General features: G+C 39.6%; 17 protein-coding genes. All 17 read left to right on the forward strand.

Annotated features, from left to right (window positions below):
- The first annotated feature begins 162 nt into the window (after window positions 1–162).
- Window positions 163–1,647, forward strand: coding sequence for an MBOAT family O-acyltransferase (locus H9Q13_RS07135; protein ID WP_191183072.1), 1,485 nt, complete (start codon window positions 163–165; stop codon window positions 1,645–1,647).
- 3 nt (window positions 1,648–1,650) lie between these two features.
- Window positions 1,651–2,631: a DUF1574 family protein gene (locus tag H9Q13_RS07140; RefSeq protein WP_191183073.1), complete on the forward strand. Its 981-nt coding sequence runs from the start codon at window positions 1,651–1,653 to the stop codon at window positions 2,629–2,631.
- Between the two features lie 1,271 nt (window positions 2,632–3,902).
- A complete protein-coding gene (locus H9Q13_RS07145; protein WP_191183074.1) occupies window positions 3,903–4,688 on the forward strand; it encodes a polysaccharide biosynthesis/export family protein in 786 nt (261 codons plus the stop codon).
- Window positions 4,689–4,706: 18 nt separating this feature from the next.
- Entirely contained in the window at window positions 4,707–7,064 is a 2,358-nt protein-coding gene (locus H9Q13_RS07150) for a GumC family protein (protein ID WP_191183075.1), read from the forward strand.
- A 160-nt stretch (window positions 7,065–7,224) separates the two neighbouring features.
- Window positions 7,225–8,538 carry a nucleotide sugar dehydrogenase gene (locus tag H9Q13_RS07155; RefSeq protein ID WP_191183076.1) on the forward strand — a complete coding sequence of 438 codons (1,314 nt, stop codon included), beginning with the start codon at window positions 7,225–7,227 and terminating at the stop codon, window positions 8,536–8,538.
- 85 nt (window positions 8,539–8,623) lie between these two features.
- On the forward strand, window positions 8,624–9,640 hold the full coding sequence (locus H9Q13_RS07160) for an SDR family oxidoreductase (protein ID WP_191183356.1): 1,017 nt from the start codon (window positions 8,624–8,626) through the stop codon (window positions 9,638–9,640).
- Between the two features lie 66 nt (window positions 9,641–9,706).
- Window positions 9,707–10,756 carry a dTDP-glucose 4,6-dehydratase gene (gene rfbB / locus H9Q13_RS07165; RefSeq protein ID WP_191183077.1) on the forward strand — a complete coding sequence of 350 codons (1,050 nt, stop codon included), beginning with the start codon at window positions 9,707–9,709 and terminating at the stop codon, window positions 10,754–10,756.
- Complete coding sequence (gene rfbC, locus H9Q13_RS07170) at window positions 10,757–11,311, forward strand: dTDP-4-dehydrorhamnose 3,5-epimerase (protein ID WP_191183078.1); 555 nt, start codon at window positions 10,757–10,759, stop codon at window positions 11,309–11,311.
- A gap of 117 nt (window positions 11,312–11,428) precedes the next feature.
- Window positions 11,429–12,298 (forward strand): glucose-1-phosphate thymidylyltransferase RfbA, encoded by an 870-nt coding sequence (gene rfbA / locus H9Q13_RS07175; protein WP_191183079.1) that lies wholly within the window; start codon window positions 11,429–11,431, stop codon window positions 12,296–12,298.
- 9 nt (window positions 12,299–12,307) lie between these two features.
- Window positions 12,308–13,750: a lipopolysaccharide biosynthesis protein gene (locus H9Q13_RS18185; protein WP_191183080.1), complete on the forward strand. Its 1,443-nt coding sequence runs from the start codon at window positions 12,308–12,310 to the stop codon at window positions 13,748–13,750.
- A complete protein-coding gene (locus H9Q13_RS07185; RefSeq protein ID WP_191183081.1) occupies window positions 13,747–14,826 on the forward strand; it encodes a DegT/DnrJ/EryC1/StrS family aminotransferase in 1,080 nt (359 codons plus the stop codon). The genes H9Q13_RS18185 and H9Q13_RS07185 overlap by 4 nt, the downstream gene beginning before the upstream one ends.
- A 1-nt stretch (window position 14,827) precedes the next feature.
- Window positions 14,828–15,538 (forward strand): WbqC family protein, encoded by a 711-nt coding sequence (locus H9Q13_RS07190; protein ID WP_191183082.1) that lies wholly within the window; start codon window positions 14,828–14,830, stop codon window positions 15,536–15,538.
- Between the two features lie 23 nt (window positions 15,539–15,561).
- Window positions 15,562–16,248 (forward strand): acetyltransferase, encoded by a 687-nt coding sequence (locus tag H9Q13_RS07195; protein WP_191183083.1) that lies wholly within the window; start codon window positions 15,562–15,564, stop codon window positions 16,246–16,248.
- Window positions 16,249–16,250: 2 nt separating this feature from the next.
- Entirely contained in the window at window positions 16,251–17,189 is a 939-nt protein-coding gene (locus H9Q13_RS07200) for a glycoside hydrolase family protein (RefSeq protein WP_191183084.1), read from the forward strand.
- 7 nt (window positions 17,190–17,196) lie between these two features.
- Window positions 17,197–18,114 (forward strand): glycosyltransferase family 2 protein, encoded by a 918-nt coding sequence (locus tag H9Q13_RS07205; RefSeq protein WP_191183085.1) that lies wholly within the window; start codon window positions 17,197–17,199, stop codon window positions 18,112–18,114.
- A gap of 40 nt (window positions 18,115–18,154) precedes the next feature.
- Window positions 18,155–19,015, forward strand: a complete 861-nt coding sequence (locus H9Q13_RS07210) for a glycosyltransferase family 2 protein (RefSeq protein ID WP_191183086.1) — start codon at window positions 18,155–18,157, stop codon at window positions 19,013–19,015.
- Window positions 19,016–19,105: 90 nt separating this feature from the next.
- Window positions 19,106–19,978 carry an ATP-grasp fold amidoligase family protein gene (locus H9Q13_RS07215; protein WP_191183087.1) on the forward strand — a complete coding sequence of 291 codons (873 nt, stop codon included), beginning with the start codon at window positions 19,106–19,108 and terminating at the stop codon, window positions 19,976–19,978.
- The last annotated feature ends 48 nt before the right edge of the window (window positions 19,979–20,026 follow it).

A 20,026-nucleotide genomic window follows, 5' to 3' on the forward strand; every position in this document is an offset into this window, starting at 1 on the left:
TTCAAGCCTGTTTGGTTATTATGAAGGCAATTTACAAAATTTAAAGACTCATCCGCCAGGCGCTTGGTCCGGGGCTTAGCCAAATTCTCCGCTGATTTTTTCGGGATGTGGTTAGAATTCAGCAAATTTGCAGATTGAACACAAAGGTCACCCAACACAAGTATGCTTTTCAACTCCTTCGAGTTCCTGCTCTTCTTCCCGACCGTGGTGGGGCTGTACTTCCTGCTGCCGCACCGCCTCCGCTGGCTGCTGCTGCTTATTGCCAGCTACGCCTTCTACATGTTCTGGCGCGTGGACTACGCCATCATCCTGGTCATCTCCACGCTGGTAGATTATCTGTGCGGGCGGATGATGGACAGGTATAGCGAAGAGGATCGACACAAACGCAAGCCTTGGCTGTGGCTGAGCCTGCTCTCCAACCTGGGCATCCTCTTCACCTTCAAGTACTACAACTTCTTCAACGGGGCGGCCTCGGACCTGGCTGGCCTGCTGGGGGTGGGCTACGCGGCCCCGGCCTTCGAGCTGCTGCTGCCCATGGGCATTTCCTTCTACACCTTCCAGACGATGAGCTACTCGATCGACGTCTACTACGGCCGGATCAAGGCCGAGAAGCACCTGGGCATATTCGCCCTGTTCGTGACCTTCTTCCCGCAGCTGGTGGCGGGCCCTATCGAAAGGGCGGGCAACCTGCTGGGGCAGCTCAAGCAAAAGAACGACTTCGATTACGACCGGGTGACAGGCGGCCTCAAGCTCATGGCCTGGGGCCTGTTCAAGAAGGTCGTGGTGGCCGACCGCCTGGCCGTGATGGTGAACACCGTCTACAACAACCCCACCGACTACGAGGGCATACCACTCATCATCGCCACCGTCTTCTTCGCCTTCCAGATCTACTGCGACTTCTCGGGCTACTCGGACATGGCCATCGGGGCGGCGCAGGTGATGGGCTTCAACCTGATGGAGAACTTCCGAAGGCCCTACTTCTCAAAGTCCATCAAGGAGTTCTGGGGCCGCTGGCACATCTCCCTCTCCACCTGGTTCCGGGATTACCTCTACATCCCGCTGGGGGGCAACCGGGTGCTGAAGTGGCGCTGGTACTACAACATCTTCGTCGTGTTCCTGGTGAGCGGCTTCTGGCACGGGGCCAACTGGACCTTCCTGGTGTGGGGCGCCCTGCACGGCTTCTACCAGGTGTTCGGGGAGGTGACCAAGCACCAGCGAAACGGGCTGGCTCAATCGCTTGGTCTTACGAAGTCAGCTAGGGTATACAACGACTTGCAAATGGCAACCACCTTCTCTTTGGTTTGCCTGGCGTGGGTTTTCTTCCGCGCCAACTCCATCGGGGACGCCTGGTATATCACCACCCACATGTTCTCAGGGCTTGGTGAGTCAGTGAATACGATTGTCTATAATGTGGATGGGTTGAGGAAGTCGTGGCTAATATTAGGGCAAACACCCGTTATTTTCATGATCGCAGTCACAGTGATTTTGGTTTTGTTAGTGCTTGATTGGTTGAAGGATAGCAACGTAAATGTGTCGCTTAACTTGTTGCCTTCACCAATGAGGATTGTTGCTTACGGCACTATTATAGCCTTCATATTTCTGTTTGGCAGGTTTGATGAAACAGAGTTTATCTATTTCCAATTCTGATTTATGAAAAAGTTATTTATAAAAATACTTGCCGTAATAATAACTGGATTTTTAATCTATTCTGGAATTGTTTTGGTATTTTATGGTATTGGGAAGGTAAATTGGCTGCCTAATATAAAATTTGTTCGAGGTGGAGTAGGAGACACTTTACTAAGATTACGAGAAGCCAAAGAAGCGAAAGGCATTGATTTAATATGTGTAGGGTCTTCGATTGTTTCTAGAGGATATGATCCACGTGTTTTTGCAATGGAAGGTATTCGATTATTAAATTTGGGTTCGTCTTCACAGTCACCCTATGCTTCTTATTTTTTGCTTAAGATGTATTTACCTTCTGTGAAACCTAAATTTGTACTTCTAGATTTATACTGGCCTATGTTATCTAAGATAAAAAGCACTGAGTCTAGTATTGATTTGGTTTCAAATTCTGAAATAAATAGCGAAATATTAGAGATGGTATGGTACGAGAAAGATGCTTTGGTAATGAATACTCTATTCGTAAGCTGGATTACTCAAATTATCACACCATTAAATAAAGCTAAACAGAAAACTTATGACAAACGCTTTTACACCGAGGGTGGATTTTCTGGAACAAAACAAATCTACAACACGCTTACAACTGATGAATTAAGCAGTTTTAGAAAACATAACTTTACACCTGCTCCCATTCAGTTAGAATATCTTGGCAAGATAGTTCAATTATGTAAAGACCATAATGTTGAACTGATATTAACAGTTACTCCTGTTACCGAAGAATTTAGATATAGCGTTAAAAATTATGACGAGTACGAATCCTTTATAAAGCAATTTGCTAGTAAAAACAATTTGATTTTGTTTAATTATAACTCTAATCTAGATTTAGACTTATCCACAGAAAGAGACTTCTTGGATAAAAATCATCTAAGCCAAACTGGAGTTGAAAAATTTAACGAAATCCTTATCAAAGACTTTATAAAACTTAATCAAAATAAAGGCAATACTAACTAAGCGAGATTATATAGAATCACTGGAAAAGTATTCTTTGACCACAGGCACTTTTTTCTCCCGGGGAGACTTCACTAGTTGCTAAGGCTCTGGCTTCAGCTCCAACTTCATAAGATCGCTTAAGCATCCAATCTTACTCCATATTGATCAGTGACAAAGAAATGGGCCGCGACACTACGCATTAAGCAATATAGCATGCAGCGCTGCCTTGGCAGAATAATATAATTGACGACAGTATTGCAGTTATTAAATGCCCTGTATCTCCTAATATGAAGTGAAAGATTAAACACAGGAAGGAGTAATCCTGTGTTAGGCATTTGTATCACAGTGCGTGTAGATTAAACATTTTTAAAAATGGATTTTTAAACAACATCAATTTTTGATAAAGGGTGTGGGATCAATTTGAAATGAAATTTTGATACTCTATTGCTGCATGATAACCAGACTTGTCATGCTCCCCCCACCTGAAGGAACCGAAGAAGAGCATACGTAAATGCCTTTGGAGGAAGTACTACATAGAAAAAATCTAAAATCTAAGGACTGGCATGGTAAAGAGTTGTCCTATATCCAATATCCTCCGTCTATATACCCACCGCTGTAGTTTGGCATTGTATGCCTACCTACTATAAAATCCTTAGAACCAGGTGTAAACCGCTCCACCTGACGCTCGATGGCAGCTGTTATGTCCACTTACGAGCTATTCGGCACATGGCAGTAGACTCAAGAGGTGTGCTCTTCCCAGCAGGTGATCTGGTGTGATCAAATGGCCTTTCTGTGCCAGCAGCAAAGGCTTCTCAGGATGCTTCCTTTAGCTGAGGCATTCTCGTTAGTCACTATCTCATCGGTAGTGTTTCCAAGGTGCAGAGCACCTGCTCGATGGCACTCCTCCGCAATGAAAGGAATCAGCCCGTCCAAGGCACATTCTATCTTAAACTACCCCATGCCGTAACGGTCTAACTGCCATTCGAACAAGGCAGAGAAAGTATGCCTAGCTATCTCGGTGTAATGTCAACAAGTAAAGCATGCGCAGAAGGCAACTCTGTAAGTAGCCTCACATAAAAGCCCACTTGTAACAATAATCAAAGTTTTCTAACGTTTAAGCAGATTAAGTATAGTGGAAAACTAATAATTGTATTTTGGATGTTCGTTAATTAAATAAATGTTTTTGAAAACATTTTAGTTATTTTTGTAAACTGGTAACTACACATGGTTATCAATTTATTCCTGATTTTTCTTTCGGTTAAATATCTGAAAGTAGATTGATTACATTCAATATGAAAACAAGATTAATCCTCTATTTAAGTCTTATATTATTCACTTCCTGCAGTTCTCTTCGGACACGAAATATAATCTATTTTAGTGATTTAGAGCGGCAGTCTCTCATAACGGAAGAAGTTACACCTAAGAGATTGAGCATTAAGCCTGGCGACTTACTTGCAATATCCGTACTGACCCCCAATATAGAAACAAATATGATGTTTAGCAGGGGTATCATTATGGAAGAAGGAGCCAGTGCCGGGGGCGGTCAGATGCGACAAATGGGTGATGAGAATGAAGGTTATTTAGTAGATACCCGGGGAACAATTGATTTTCCAGTACTTGGGAATATGCATGTCAGTGGATTGACTACAGAACAGGTACGGGACACAATTGTTGCCAAAGTAAGAGACTATGTGCAAGATCCCATCGTAAAAGTTAGGCTTCAAAATTTCAGGTTTACAATGATAGGTGAAGTGGGGTCAACCGTTATTGCGGTGCCCTCTAACAATGAAGAAGTTAACTTACTGGAGGGTATAGCTATGGCGGGAGGGATTTCCACATACGGTAAGATGGACAATGTATTAGTTATTCGGGAGCAGGATGGTGTTCGGACAATGGCGCGTATCAATTTGAATAAAAAAGAAACCCTGTACTCTCCTTTCTTTTATTTGCAGCAGAATGATATTATTTATGTGGAAGCTGATAAGGCTAAGGTGACGGGTACAAGTTTTATCCGGAGAAACTGGGGCTTTGTGGCTGGCTTAGTATCATCGGCTTTTGTTCTCTACAGATTACTTTAATAACAGCCTTTTTGTAAAATGTCCGAATTAGAATTTTCAGATGATAGTGCAGAATCAATTGATATAAAAGCAATACTTAAGAAGTATCTTAAGTATTGGTATATCTTTCTGCTTGGTGCAGCATTAAGTCTGACTGCTGCACATCTATACTTACGTTATACTACGCCTGTTTACAGTGTAAAAGCAACTATTCTTATAAAAGATGAAAGTGGGGCAGATTTATCGAATAGCGCCGTATTTAGCGATCTAGCTATGTTCCAGTCTAATAAGACGCTCTCCAATGTGACTTTAATAATGAAATCTAAGGGGTTAATGCAGCGAGTATTACAAAAACTCTCTATGCAAACATCCTATTTTGCGGATGGCCGCGTCAAAGTGACGGAGCTGTACGGGGATAGAAGCCCTGTTAAAGTTATCGTTGCCAGATTGGACTCTGCTGGTCTTGGTAAAAGGTTTGTCGTAAGAATTAAAGACAACAATAATTTTGATCTTGAGGAAAGTGATGATAAAATCTCAACACATAAATTTGGAGAAGAAATAACAAAAAAATATGGCTCTTTTACAGTAATAGCAGATTCAGATATCGCTTTGTATAGAGAAAAACGTATCATTATTCGATTTAATGATTTAGGTAAACTTGCTAATAGTTACAGTAATAAACTAACCATTAAGGGTATTAATGAATATGGTACCATGATGGAATTAGGTATAACAGACCCTGTTCCTGAAAAAGGGGAAGATATTGTGAACAAATTGATAGAGCTTTACAATGAAGAAGCTATCAATGATAAAAATACGGTTGTAAGAAATACCATACAATTTATAGATGATCGCCTGATATTTCTCTCTAGGGAGTTGACAGATGTTGAAAAAGAAGTTGAACAGTACAAACAGCAAAATAAGCTGACAGATATAGGGGCTAATGCAGGAATTTATTTGAACACTGCTCATAGTTATAATCAGCAAATTACAGACAATGAGGTTCGTTTGGATATACTTAATTCTGTTGAAGCCTACCTTAGTAAAGAAGAGAATAAAGATGAATTGGTGCCTACAGGTCTGAATATTACAGATCCTATTTTGGGTGGGTTGATAAGCAGCTTTAATGGGTTGCAGACTCAGCGTCGTCGACTCTTGCGTACTGTAACACCTAATAGCCCACTTGTTCAGAACATGAATGAGCAGCAGGAAAATTTGCGGCTTAACATACTGGAAAATTTGAAGAACATACGTGATGCACTTTTAATTACACGACAAAACCTACAGGCCAGCGCAGCGCAATTTGAATCCCAAGTACGTCAGGTTCCATCTATGCAGCGTGAATTACAAGATATAAGTCGGCAACAAGGTATAAAAGAAGGACTTTACAAATATCTCTTGCAAAAACGTGAGGAAGCAGCCTTATCTTTAGCAGTTACTCCATCCAATTCCCGAATCATTGATCCAGCAAAAGCTGGCGGGAGTCCTATTGAACCTGAAACTACTAAGATTTATCTAATAGCATTACTTGCTGGTTTGGTGTTGCCTTTTGCAGGAATCTTCCTCAAGGATGTGCTGAATGACACAGTTCAAGAGCTTCGCGATGTCGAAAAGGGCACTGCTACACCTATTCTAGGCGAAATTGCCCATAACGAAACCGGAAATATGCTGGTCATATCAAAGTCAAGCAGAACTTCCAGTGCAGAGCTATTCCGACTGCTGCGTGCAAATATGCAGTTTGCAGCTGGTGGCAAGGAGAACAAAGTGATTTTAGTTACCTCTAGTATGAGTGGTGAAGGGAAAACGTTCTTTAGCCTAAATCTGGCTGCCACGTTGGTTATGACTGGTAAACGCGTTGTGGTACTCGGTCTTGACCTTCGCAAACCAAAACTAACACAAAGTGTCAACCTGCCCAATAATATAGGTATAACCAATTACTTGATCTCTGATACAGTGCAGATTGAGGACATGCTGCAAGAAGTACCGGAGATGCCTGAACTAATTATTATTGGTTCTGGTCCTATTCCTCCGAATCCGGCAGAACTGATATTGCTTCCTAAAATCGGTACTTTAATTGAGGAATTAAAAGCAGATTTTGATTACATCTTATTAGATTCATCACCTGTCGGCCAGGTAGCCGACACACTGGCATTAGCGCCTTATATCGATTCAAGCCTGTATATTGTACGATACAACTATACTCATAAGAAGCAGTTGCAGATTATCGATGATTTATACAAAAGCCGGAAGCTAAAACACCCTATGATTGTACTTAATGACGCGAAAAAGTCCACTGGTTATGGTTATTCATATGGGTATGGATATGGCTATGGCAACTACTATGAAGAGGAGTCTAATGGTTTAAGAAGCAAAATTAAAAAAATGGTCAAAGGGTAAGTCTAGTTATAAACCAGAAAGCAATTAACTTATCTCTTAGAACGATAAGCAATAAAATCTCTTAAAGGGTCAATGAGGATAAGAATTATTTTGATAAAGTAGGCTTTCTTTATAGAGAAGTACATAACATAAAACGTTTACTTAGAAAAAATAACAAAGCATGTCATTAATAGCTAGTGCAGGAAAAGAAGAAGCACGCATTGCCGTAATCGGTTTAGGATATGTAGGACTACCTCTAGCGGTTGAATTTGCCAAAAAGTATAAAACCCTTGGCTTTGATATCAACGAGTCTCGTGTAAAGGAGCTAAATTCAGGTTTTGACCGTACCTTGGAGGTAGAAGATGATAAACTGAAAGCTGTGTTGGTTGACAAGCCAAATGGTCAAGGTAATGGCCTTTATTGCTCCAATAAGTTAGAGGATATACAAAGCAGCAATTACTATATCATCACAGTACCTACACCAGTAGATAAGCACAACCGTCCTGATTTGACACCGCTATATAGAGCAAGTGAGACTGTAGGAAAAGTCTTAAAGCATGGCGATATAGTGGTATACGAATCTACAGTTTATCCAGGAGTAACAGAAGAGGAATGCGTACCAGTTCTGGAACGTGTGTCAGGATTAAAATTTAATAAAGATTTCTTTGCTGGTTACTCACCTGAACGAATTAATCCGGGTGATAAAGAACATACAGTAGCCAAAATTCTAAAAATCACATCTGGTTCTACACCTGAAGCAGCCGAAAAAGTAGATCAACTTTATAATGCAGTGATCACAGCGGGTACACATAAAGCAGCATCTATCAAAGTTGCAGAGGCCGCAAAAGTGATTGAAAATGCTCAACGAGATATCAATATTGCTTTTGTAAACGAATTGGCTAAAATATTCAACCGTTTGGGGATTGATACAGATGAAGTACTAGAAGCGGCAGGCACCAAATGGAATTTTCTAAAGTTTAAGCCTGGTCTAGTTGGTGGGCATTGTATTGGTGTAGACCCTTACTATCTGGCTCAGAAAGCTCAGGAAGCGGGTTATCATCCGGAAATTATTTTGGCTGGCCGTCGCCTAAATGATGGCATGGGCGAATATGTAGCCCATGAAGTAATCAAACTGATGGTGAAAAAAGATATCCCGGTAAAAGGCGCAAATATCTTGGTGCTAGGGATTACCTTCAAAGAGAACTGCCCTGATGTACGCAACACTAAAGTAGTTGACATACTGCGTACGTTGAAAGATTATGATACCAACATTACCATCTATGACCCGTGGGCTGAACCTGCAGAAGTAAAACATGAGTACGGGTGGGACTCGGTAAAAGAGTTGAATGGCACGGCTGATTGTGACGCCATCATTCTCGCAGTATCTCACAACGAATTCAAGTCACTAGACCTAGGCAAACTCTGCAAAGAGAAAGCTGTAATCTATGACGTAAAAGGTGTACTCCCTAAAGAGCTTTCCGACGCCCGTTTATAAATTAACATTGAGAACTCCCCTCCTTGGAAAAGGAGGGGAGGAGTGGTTTAACCCTATTGAATTAAACTATTCAGACAGTAATTATATGTATAGCACCCCCTACCATACTACAGACATAAGCCAGTATACCTTCCTGGTTACTGGCGGCGCAGGTTTCATTGGCTCGAACATTGTTGAATACTTATTGAAGTATGGCGCAAAGAAAGTAAGGGTGCTTGATAATTTTGCAACAGGCTCGCACAATAACATAGAGGAGTTCAAATCGAACCCTGCCTTTGAACTTTTAGTAGGGGATATTCGAGATCTGGAGACCTGTAAGCGAGCATTGGAAGGCGCAGACTATGTTTCTCATCAGGCAGCTTTGGGTTCTGTTCCTCGCTCTATAAATGATCCCATTACCAGCAATGATGTCAACATTAGTGGTTTTTTGAACATGTTGGTTGCAGCGCGGGATACGGGTGTCAAACGATTAGTATACGCCGCCAGTTCCAGCACTTATGGAGACCATCCGGGTTTACCGAAAGTAGAAGATAAGATTGGCAACCCATTGTCTCCTTATGCGGTGACTAAATATGTAAACGAGTTATATGCGAGTGTATTCTCGAAAACTTATGATTTTCATACTATAGGTCTACGCTATTTTAATGTGTTTGGGCCAAAGCAAAATCCGAATGGTCCTTATGCAGCCGTAATTCCTCTTTTCATAGAAGCGGCCATCGAAAGTAAAGCCTCCTATATCAATGGAGATGGTGAGACGAGCCGTGATTTCACATTTGTAGAGAATGCAGTGCAAGCTAATGTGAAGGCATTGCTTACTACTGGCATTAATAAACATGAGGTGATAAATATTGCCTTTGGTGAACGTACTACGCTGAACCAATTATGGAATAGGATTATTAATATTGCTGGAATCACCCTTTCCCCTGAATACAGAGAGGAACGCAAAGGAGATGTACGTCACAGTCTGGCGGATATAAGCAAAGCCAACGAATTGATTGGCTATAAACCTGAATTCTCGGTATTGGAAGGTTTAGGAATAGCTTATAGCTGGTATGAAGAGCATATTACAAAAAGAAAATCTCCCTCATTAGACTCTAACTAGGCCCCCGCCCTTAGGAAGGGCAAAGGGTGGTTTAATTACCTCCTAAGAAACAAATTTAAAGTAACAATGAACCTACTAATTACCGGCGGTGCCGGATTCATCGGCTCGCACGTGTTGCGACTGTTTGTGGAGACCTATCCTGAGTACAACATCTTCAACCTCGACAAGCTCACCTACGCGGGCAACCTGCAGAACCTGCGGGATGTGGAGGAGCGGGAGAACTATACCTTTTTGAAGGGCGACATCACCGACGCTGCTTATCTGGAGCAGATTTTTAGGGAGCACAAATTCGAGGCGGTGATCCACCTGGCGGCCGAGTCGCACGTGGACCGCTCGATATCCGGGCCCATGGCTTTCGTGCAGACCAACGTGCTGGGCACGGTCAACCTGCTGGAGGCCTGCCGCCGCGCCTGGACGGGCCAGTACGCGGGCAAGCTCTTCTACCACGTCTCCACCGACGAGGTGTACGGCTCGCTGGGCGAGGACGGTCTGTTTACAGAGCAGACGACCTACGACCCGCGCTCGCCCTACTCGGCCTCCAAGGCGGCCTCGGACCACTTCGTGCGGGCCTGGCACCACACCTACGGGCTGCCCGTCAAGCTCTCCAACTGCTCCAACAACTACGGCCCCAACCACTTCCCCGAGAAGCTCATCCCGCTGGCCATCCACAACATCAAGTCCGGCAGGCCCGTGCCCGTGTACGGCAAGGGCGAGAACGTGCGCGACTGGCTCTACGTGAAAGACCACGCGAGGGCCATCGACGCCATCTTCCATAGCGGCAAGGTGGGCGAGACCTACAACGTGGGCGGGGTAAACGAGTGGCGCAACATCGACCTCATCGAGCTGCTCTGCGATGTGATGGACGAGAAGTTGGGCAGAGAGGCGGGCGAGTCCAGGAAGCTGATCACCTTCGTCAAAGACAGGGCCGGCCACGACGCCCGCTACGCCATCGACTCCTCCAAACTCATGGACGAGCTGGGCTGGAAACCCTCCGTCACCTTCGAGGAAGGTTTGCGGAAGACGGTGGACTGGTACCTGGCAAACGAGCAGTGGCTGGAGGAGGTCACCTCGGGCCATTACCAGAAATATTATGCAGAACAGTATTCAGCAAGATAAATGACAGTAAAACATACTACCCTTCTTGAGTGTATCGTAATAGAGCCTACTATCTTCAAGGATGAAAGAGGATACTTTTATGAAAGCTTCAATGAAGAAAAATTCAATCAGTTAACTGGACAGAATATTCATTTTGTACAGGACAACCAGTCTTTTTCTACCTATGGCGTGCTAAGAGGACTCCATTTCCAGCATGGAGTGCATGCTCAAGCCAAATTGGTGCGGGTACTAAAAGGGGAGGTGCTGGACGTGGCTGTGGACATACGTTCTGGGTCACCAACGTTCGGAGAGCATTTTTCTATAGTACTTAGTGCGGAAAATAAATTGCAGTTGTTCATTCCTCGAGGATTCGCCCACGGCTTTGTGGTGCTCAGCGCGGAAGCCGAGTTCTTCTACAAGTGCGACAACTATTATAACAAAGAATCTGAAGGCAGTATTTTATATAATGATACTGAGTTAGATATCGATTGGTATATAGATGCCTCTAAGATGATAGTCTCAGAAAAGGATAAAGAGAGCGGTTCCTTCTCAGCATTTAAAAGGGCTATTCAATAATGCTAATAAAGAAGCTGCACTAGTCTGTGCTTTAGATATCACGGCCTGCCATAAGATTTAATAGCTTTGCAAAATGGCTTGAAAAAGGCATTAATCATATACATCAATTAAGGACAAATGAAAGGTATAATCCTAGCTGGAGGATCTGGCACCCGCCTTCACCCTTTAACATTAGCTGTAAGCAAGCAACTTATGCCTGTTTATGACAAGCCAATGATATACTATCCGCTCTCTACTCTCTTGCTGGCTGGCATCAGGGAGATCCTTATTATCTCCACGCCACACGACTTGCCCATGTTTGAGCGCCTACTGGGGAACGGAAGCCAGATTGGGTGTAAGTTTAGTTATGCCATACAGGAGGTACCCAATGGACTAGCTCAAGCATTCGTAATTGGGGAAGAGTTTATTGGCAATGATAAAGTTGCCTTAGTGTTGGGCGATAACATTTTCTACGGATCTGGAATGAGCAAACTATTACAAGCAAACAATAAACCAGACGGTGGAGTGGTATATGCTTATCATGTACAGGACCCAGAACGTTACGGAGTGGTAGAATTTGATGAGAGCGGCAAAGCTATCTCCATCGAAGAAAAGCCAAAGAAGCCAAAATCAAGCTACGCAGTGCCAGGGCTCTACTTCTACGACAACGAGGTGGTGGAGATCGCCAAGAGACTAGAGCCAAGCGTAAGGGGCGAGTATGAAATCACCGATGTAAACCGCGAGTACCTGCGTAGGGGGAAGCTAAAGGTTGGTATCCTAGATAGGGGCACGGCATGGCTTGACACGGGCACTATTCAGTCTCTGATGCAGGCGGCCACCTTCGTGCAGGTGATCGAGGAGCGGCAGGGCCTCAAGATCGGCTGCATTGAGGAGGTGGCCTGGCGCATGGGCTTCATTAATGATGAAGAGCTAAGGGAAGTGGCAGAGCAATTACGCAAGAGCGGCTACGGAGAGTACCTGCTAGAGCTGTTAAGCGATAAGGTTTAATTATATTTTGTGAGTTTACGACAGAAAACTATATCAGGACTAATCTGGACATTTAGCCAGCAGTTTGGGGTGCAACTCATTAATTTCTTAGTGTCTATTGCACTAGCTAGACTATTGATGCCTTCAGAATTTGGTTTGATAGGAATGATTTCAATTTTTATAGCTATTGGTTCTAGTTTGATTGATAGTGGACTAACCTCTTCATTGATACGGACCATTAATCCTGATCAAAGGGATTATTCAACTGTATTTTTCATCAACTTAGCTGGAAGTGTGGTCATATATTTTATTCTTTTTCTGGCAGCTCCATTAATTGCTAATTTTTATGATCAACCTATACTTGAGAGTATAGTAAGAGTATTTACCTTCTCCTTTATTATCAATGCATTCGCAGGTGTACAAAGTGCTAGGCTTACAAAGGAAATGAACTTTAAGCTACAGATGACTATTCAGATACCATCAATTATTGTTAGTGGTATTATAGGAGTTGTTCTGGCAGTTCAAGGCTATGGAGTATGGAGCTTGGTTTATATGAACTTGTCTCAGTCATTTTTATCAACACTACAACTGTGGCTGCGCAGCGGTTGGAGACCTAGCTTAATTTTGGATAAAGAAAAACTAAAACATCATTTTAAATTTGGTTATAAATTAACCTTATCAGGTCTTCTAGATACAATTTATAATAATGCTTATAATCTAATAATTGGTAAATATTTTTCTGCTGCACAACTAGGTTACTATACAAGGGCTCAATCTTTAAAACAACTTCCTGTTAATAATATCTCTAGGGCGCTAAACAAGGTTACATACCCTCTTTTCGCTTCTATACAAAATGATAATTTAAAGCTGCGGGCTGTTTATAGTAAGATAATGCGGCAAGTAATATTTTGGCTAGCTCCGACCATGGCAATCTTATTTATTTTTGCTTTGCCTATTTTTCAGATACTGTTTGGGGAAAAATGGCTGCCGGCAGTGCCTTACTTTCAGATTTTGTGTTTTGTAGGAGTTCTTCATCCTCTGCACTCATATAATCTGAACATTTTGAAAGTTAAAGGCAGGAGCGACTTATTTTTAAAGCTAGAAATAATAAAGAAGATATATACAACCATAGGTATAGCTTGTGCGATTCCTTTTGGCATAATAGGGCTGCTTTGGTGGCAAGTTATATCATCAATAGTTGGATTAATCATAAATGCATGGTATAGTGGTAAATTGATTAATTACCCTCTGAATGAGCAGTTAATAGATATTGTTCCAATTTTTAGTTTATCAATAGTAGTCGGAGCTATTATTTACTCTTTTGATTACTTTTTTAGTAGTGCGATTTTATTATCAGATATCTGGAGAATAATGTTTTTCCCGATACTTTATTTTCTGTTTTACCTTGGGTTAAGTTATATAATAAAAATAAAATCCCTAGCTGATTTTACACAATTAATTCTTAAGAAATGATACCTGTAACAAAGCCTTTTTTGCCTTCCCAGGAAGAATATAATAAATATTTGAGTGCAATATGGGAGCGCCAATGGCTTACCAATAATGGACCACTCGTAAATGAGTTAGAGTTGAGGTTAAAAGATTATTTAAAAGTTAAGCACCTTTTATATGTATCTAATGGAACATTGGCATTACAGATAGCAATTAAAGCCTTGGATCTAAAAGGAGAAATAATTACTACTCCTTTCTCTTTTTCTGCTACTACTGGTAGTATAGTGTGGGAGGGGTGTGAGCCTGTATTTGTTGATATAGATGCAGACACACTGAATATTGACCCTACAAGCATAGAGGCAGCAATAACACCTAAAACGACTGCTATTTTAGCAACACATGTATATGGTAATGCCTGTGATATTAATAGCATTGATTCTATCGCAAAGAAATATAATCTAAAGGTTATTTATGATGCAGCTCATTGCTTTGGAGTCAAATATAAAGGGCAATCTATTTTCAATTTTGGAGATATAAGTACAACGAGCTTTCATGCAACAAAGCTCTTTCATACAATTGAAGGTGGAGCATTAGTGACTAACTCACCTGAATTAACATACAAAATGTCTTATTTGAGAAGCTTTGGAAACATTAGCCCTGAAGAATTTGCAGGAGTTGGGACTAATGCTAAAAACTCTGAGTTTCATGCCGCAATGGGATTATGCGTACTAGAGCGGATTGATCAAATTTTGAATGTAAGAAAAGTTATTTGTGAGCGTTATAATTTAATGCTTAGTACATTAAACGCTAAAAGAATTAAAATACAATCTGAATGCTCTTGGAATCACTCGTATTTTCCTATAATCTTTGAAACTGAGGAAGCTTTGCTAAAAGCATTAAAATTATTGAATGATAATAAGGTTTACCCAAGAAGGTACTTTTACCCATCTTTAAATACCTTGCCATTCCTTAAAAGTCAAGAAATGCCAATTGCTGAAAGTGTGTCTAAAAGGATACTCTGCCTTCCTTTATACCATACCCTAAATATTGAAGAAGTGGATTTTATAGCTAGATTACTTTTAAGAGCACAAAATAATTAGTATGACACTAGCTATAATGCAGCCTTACATATTCCCCTATATTGGCTATTTTCAGCTTATAAATGCTGTAGATAAATTTGTCATTTATGATGATGTTAATTTTATTAAGCAAGGGTGGATAAATAGGAACAGAATTTTACTACATGGGAAAGAGCACCTTTTTACAGTACCATTAGAAGGAGCAAGTTCATTCAAACTTATTAGAGAAACAGAACTAAATTACAAGTCTTATAGAACTTGGGAAGTGAAGTTCTTGAAATCCCTTGAACAGTCTTATAAAAAGGCATCCAACTTTGGAGATTGTTTTGAGCTCATGCAAAAGGTATTCAAAAGGATAGAAGGTCAAACTAATATTGCTGATTTAGCCGTAGCAAGTATAGTAGAAGTTTGCAATTATTTAGAATTAAAAACTGAAATAAAGTTAACATCTACAATTTATGATAATCAAAATTTGTCTGCACAAAGTAGAGTGATAGACATATGTATTAAAGAGGCAGCTTTAAAATATATAAATCCAGAGGGTGGCCAAAGCCTATATGATCACATGGTTTTTGAAGAACATGGTCTTCAATTAAAATTTATTAAAGTTGGTTTAGATGAGTACAAGCAGTTTAATCTACCTTTTTCAAAGGGATTATCCATTATAGATGTTTTGATGTTTAACCCTAGAGAAAGGGTAAAACAAATGGTAAATAATTATAATCTACTTTAAATAATCTTAAAAGTATAATAAAAATGGAACAGAAAAAAATTATAATATTTGGTGTGAGTCAACTGGCAAGTCTTGCTCATTTCTACTTCAAATATGATAGCCCTCATGCAGTAGTAGCCTTCACTGTTGATAAGGATTATATACAAGCTGATACTTTTGAAGGGTTGCCTGTAGTTCCATTTGAAGATATAGAGAAACTGTATTCAACGGAAGAATATTATATGTTCTTGCCTATCAGTTTCAAACAAATGAGCCATTTAAGGCGTGAAAAATATGAAGCAGCAAAGGCTAAAGGGTACAAGTGCGTAAGCTATGTTAGCTCTAAAGCGACAACTTGGCCAGATCTAAATATTGGTGAAAATTGCTTTATCTTCGAGGATAATACAATCCAACCATATGTGAAGATAGGTAATAACTGTGTCTTATGGAGTGGTAACCATATTGGGCATCATACAGAAATTAAAGATCATGTCTTCTTGACATCACATGTAGTTATATCTGGTTGCTGTGTAGTAGAAGAGAATTCATTTTTTGGGGTGAATTCTACTGTCCGTGATGAAACAATAATAGGCAAGGAAACATTAGTGGGTATGGGTGCTATAATTACGAAAGACACACCAGAAGGTAGTATCTGGATTGGTGCAAAAAGTACTCAAAGAGAATCTAAAAGTAATCAGATAGATAGTATATCTCACAAAACTAATGGCTAATTATGTGGGAAAAAAAAGGAGTATTATTTAATACTGATAACAATTACGAATGGATGGTAAGCCATGCATGCGTTCCTACTGCTTTGGTGTTACCAGACAACAGAATTAGGATATACTTCGCTCCTAGAAATAACAAGGGGCAAAGTATACCTACATATATTGAGGTCTCTGGAGAGAACCCATCTGAAGTGCTTTATGTACACGACAAACCAATTTTGCCATTAGGTAAAATTGGTACATTCGATGACGGTGGTATCATGCCATGTTCTGTAGTTGAAACTGAAGGCAAGATATACATATACTATGTGGGCTGGAATCCCAGTGTGTCTGTTCCTTATAGGAATGCAATTGGGTTAGCTATCAGTAAAGACGGAGGAAAAAGCTTCAATAAATTATTTGATGGTCCTGTGGTTGATCGTAATAGATATGAGCCTTACTTTACTGCATCTCCGTTTGCATATAAGGACAAAGACTGTTGGCACCTGTGGTATGCTTCATCTACAGGGTTTGTGATGGTACAGGGTAAGCCTGAGCCTTTATACGTTATCAAATACGCGTCATCTATTGATGGTATTAACTGGGAAAGAAATAATAAAATTTGTATCGAACCCAAAAGTGAATTCGAAGCTAATGCTAGGCCCACTGTTATAAAAGAAAATTCTCTTTATAAAATGTGGTTTTGCTATAGAGACAGTTATGACTATAGAGATGGTACAGGTAGTTATAAAATAGGTTATGCAGAATCTTTTGACGGGGTTACCTGGAACAGAAAAGATGAAGAGGCTGGTATTGTACTTTCAAAAACTGGATGGGATAGTCTTATGCAAACTTATCCTTCAGTCATTGATTGGAAGGGCCGTAAGTATATGTTTTATAACGGTAATGGATTCGGGAAAACTGGTATTGGTTGGGCAGAATGGCATGACCAGTTATCAAGTTAAATAAACTATGGATATAAAACCGATGGTTAGTGTTTCACTAATCACATATAATCAAGTAAGATATATTCGTAGAGCAATAGAAAGTATTCTTGCTCAAAAGATAAATTTTGAATACGAAATAATTGTTGGTGATGATTTTTCATCTGATGGAACGAGAGAAATCCTATTAGAATATCAACAAAAATTTCCAGCTATTATAAAGCCTATTTTGCATTCTCAACGGAATAATGGCATACCAGGAAAATTAAATTATATATCAACAATATATGCGGCAACTGGTAAGTATATTGCCTTATTAGATGGTGATGATTATTGGGATGATCCTAGTAAATTACAAAAGCAGGTAAGTTTTTTAGAGCAAAATCCTGAATATGTTATCTCGTTTCATGATAGTGTAGTTGTTGATGGAGAAGGAAATCTATTGAAAAAGTCAAAGCTCGGGGTACAGAGGCAAAGGAACTTAACCGGTGAAGAAGTAATTAATGGGGCATTAATACCGGCAAATACTGCTCTCTTTAGAAATAGATTATTCAGATCTTTTCCAGACGAATTTTATAGTGTATTGAATGGTGACACCTTTACATTTGCACTGTTAGCACAACATGGTAACGCCTATTATCATGCTGATATAGTGCCGAGCGGTTATACAATGCATAATACTGGTGTATGGAGTCAAAGCAACCTAGAATTTAGGCATAATGAAACACTACATACATATGAGATGCTATTAAATGTTATTGATATTAAGTATAAAAGTATTGTAAAAAAACATCTATTCATTAAAAAAATAAAAACTGTAAAATTCCAAAATACTAAGATTAAAAAATTAAAAACCTATTTTTCTTCCTTTAAATACTTCTTCTTTGATAAAAATATTATCAATGTTGCGATATACAGCGCATATTCAATGCTAAGAGGCAGATGAAATAAGTTGTATATCATAGCTCTTTTAAATTTTACCATAAATGCCTTCTGTTTCAGTAATTATTCCAATATATAACTCTGCTAAAACTATTAGGAGAGCAGTAGAATCTGCCTTAAATAATAATAGTGTTAAAGAAGTTATTTTAATTGAAGACGGTTCTTCAGATGAATCTTTAGAGAAATGTAAGGAATTGATAGAGACATATCCTTTATTAAAATTACTAACCCATGAAGATGGTATAAATAAAGGGGCAAATGTAAGTAGAAATTTAGGCTTGTATGAAGCGTCAGGCGAATGGATTCAGTTTTTAGACGCTGATGATGAGCTATTAAACAACAAAATAGATCATCAGATAAAGTTAGTAAAAAATAATCCTTCAAGTAATCTGGTAATTGGGAATTATGTCTATATTAAAGCAAAATCACAGCTAAAAATTAAGTCAAATCTGTCACCTTGGCTAGGGCTAATTGATAGTAATCTAGGGATCACTAGTGCTAATTTGTGGAAAACAGATGCAATTAGAAGAGTTGGAGGATGGGAAACAGCATTAACTAGTAGTCAGGAGTATGATTTAATTTTTAGGCTTATGCAAAATAATCCTTTGGTAATATATGATGATGCTTTTTTAACTAAAATCCATGCAGCACAGAACTCTATTTCAAGATCGAAAAATAGAATCCAAGAAAATACAATAAACCGACTTAAGCTTAGAATAGAAATTAGAGATTATTTAAAAAAGAATAACTTATTGACTATAGACAAAAAGCTTTTCTTAGACGGCTTTATAGGAAGAAATGTGAACTATTTAAAACGAGAGGAAAGAAGCAAATTTAAATTTAATCCTTTACTATTCAGTATGTATAAATTATACCTGAGAGTAAACAGATTAAATATTATTTGATGCTGTAGCCCGATAGAACCGGAGTAATATAATGTCAGAATATATCATCAAGTTAAAAGAATATCTTCAATTACCTACAAGCATAACAATATGCCTTTACTAAAACTTGTAAATAAATTAAATAGAAAACTGAATTCTAATAATGAGTTTTTCAAGAGAATCAAATATAGGCATACTACTTTCTGGTTGAACGGTAATGATAAGGACAATATATCACATAGAGTTCAGTACGCTACAGACTCTGTTGAGGAATGGAAGGATGTTGAAAATTGGCAACGTAAGCTAAGCAACAAACACAACTCCAGGGAATTTGCTATTAAGTTTGGTTGTAGAGTACCTTATTTATACTGGCAGGGCAGAAATTTTAATAGTATACCTTTTGACACCTTGCCAGATAATTATGTTATTCGGCCAACTACTGGTGCGGGCGGTAAGATGGTATTTGTAATGCAAAAGGGGCTAAATTTATTTGATGGCCATACTTATGCACCTCAGCAAATAATAGATGTTTTGTCTGTAGCTGCTGCTAAGAAGCCTGATTTAGAATTTCTTATAGAGGAGTTTGTTACAAATGAAAAGGGAGAGTTTAAAATTCCTGATGACTATAAGTTATACATGTTTAATGGAAAAGTGGCATGTATACAAGTGATTAACCGACAGAGCCCTTCTAAAGGCAGAGTTCAGTTTTATGACGAAAATTGGGGCAATTTAAAGAGAGTTCAGTTTTCATATGAAAATGGTGAGCGACAAGACCCGCCGAAATGTTTACCAGAGATGTTGGAATATGCTAAGAGGATTAGTAAAGAATATCAAATCTTTGCAAGGATTGATTTTTATGCAACGCACAATGGAGCTGTTTTTGGTGAAATCACCCCTACTCCATTTCAAGGAAAGGGATTCACTTTTTTCGGGAATAAACTTTTGATAAAGTATTGGGATACATATTGTAAGGGATTGATATAATATATAACTGTAAAACGAGCTCCGATAAGCTTCTTAAATATCCTTGCC

This window comes from Pontibacter aquaedesilientis, assembly GCF_014773225.1.
Taxonomy (GTDB): domain Bacteria; phylum Bacteroidota; class Bacteroidia; order Cytophagales; family Hymenobacteraceae; genus Pontibacter; species Pontibacter aquaedesilientis.

Excerpts from the sequence above, each read along its gene's own strand:
- H9Q13_RS07135 (WP_191183072.1), top strand. The coding sequence starts at position 163 with ATGCTTTTCAACTCCTTCGAGTTCCTGCTCTTCTTCCCGACCGTGGTG.
- H9Q13_RS07140 (WP_191183073.1), top strand. The coding sequence starts at position 1,651 with ATGAAAAAGTTATTTATAAAAATACTTGCCGTAATAATAACTGGATTT.
- H9Q13_RS07145 (WP_191183074.1), top strand. The coding sequence starts at position 3,903 with ATGAAAACAAGATTAATCCTCTATTTAAGTCTTATATTATTCACTTCC.
- H9Q13_RS07150 (WP_191183075.1), top strand. The coding sequence starts at position 4,707 with ATGTCCGAATTAGAATTTTCAGATGATAGTGCAGAATCAATTGATATA.
- H9Q13_RS07155 (WP_191183076.1), top strand. The coding sequence starts at position 7,225 with ATGTCATTAATAGCTAGTGCAGGAAAAGAAGAAGCACGCATTGCCGTA.
- H9Q13_RS07160 (WP_191183356.1), top strand. The coding sequence starts at position 8,624 with ATGTATAGCACCCCCTACCATACTACAGACATAAGCCAGTATACCTTC.
- rfbB (WP_191183077.1), top strand. The coding sequence starts at position 9,707 with ATGAACCTACTAATTACCGGCGGTGCCGGATTCATCGGCTCGCACGTG.
- rfbC (WP_191183078.1), top strand. The coding sequence starts at position 10,757 with ATGACAGTAAAACATACTACCCTTCTTGAGTGTATCGTAATAGAGCCT.
- rfbA (WP_191183079.1), top strand. The coding sequence starts at position 11,429 with ATGAAAGGTATAATCCTAGCTGGAGGATCTGGCACCCGCCTTCACCCT.
- H9Q13_RS07185 (WP_191183081.1), top strand. The coding sequence starts at position 13,747 with ATGATACCTGTAACAAAGCCTTTTTTGCCTTCCCAGGAAGAATATAAT.
- H9Q13_RS07190 (WP_191183082.1), top strand. The coding sequence starts at position 14,828 with ATGACACTAGCTATAATGCAGCCTTACATATTCCCCTATATTGGCTAT.
- H9Q13_RS07195 (WP_191183083.1), top strand. The coding sequence starts at position 15,562 with ATGGAACAGAAAAAAATTATAATATTTGGTGTGAGTCAACTGGCAAGT.
- H9Q13_RS07200 (WP_191183084.1), top strand. The coding sequence starts at position 16,251 with ATGTGGGAAAAAAAAGGAGTATTATTTAATACTGATAACAATTACGAA.
- H9Q13_RS07205 (WP_191183085.1), top strand. The coding sequence starts at position 17,197 with ATGGATATAAAACCGATGGTTAGTGTTTCACTAATCACATATAATCAA.
- H9Q13_RS07210 (WP_191183086.1), top strand. The coding sequence starts at position 18,155 with ATGCCTTCTGTTTCAGTAATTATTCCAATATATAACTCTGCTAAAACT.
- H9Q13_RS07215 (WP_191183087.1), top strand. The coding sequence starts at position 19,106 with ATGCCTTTACTAAAACTTGTAAATAAATTAAATAGAAAACTGAATTCT.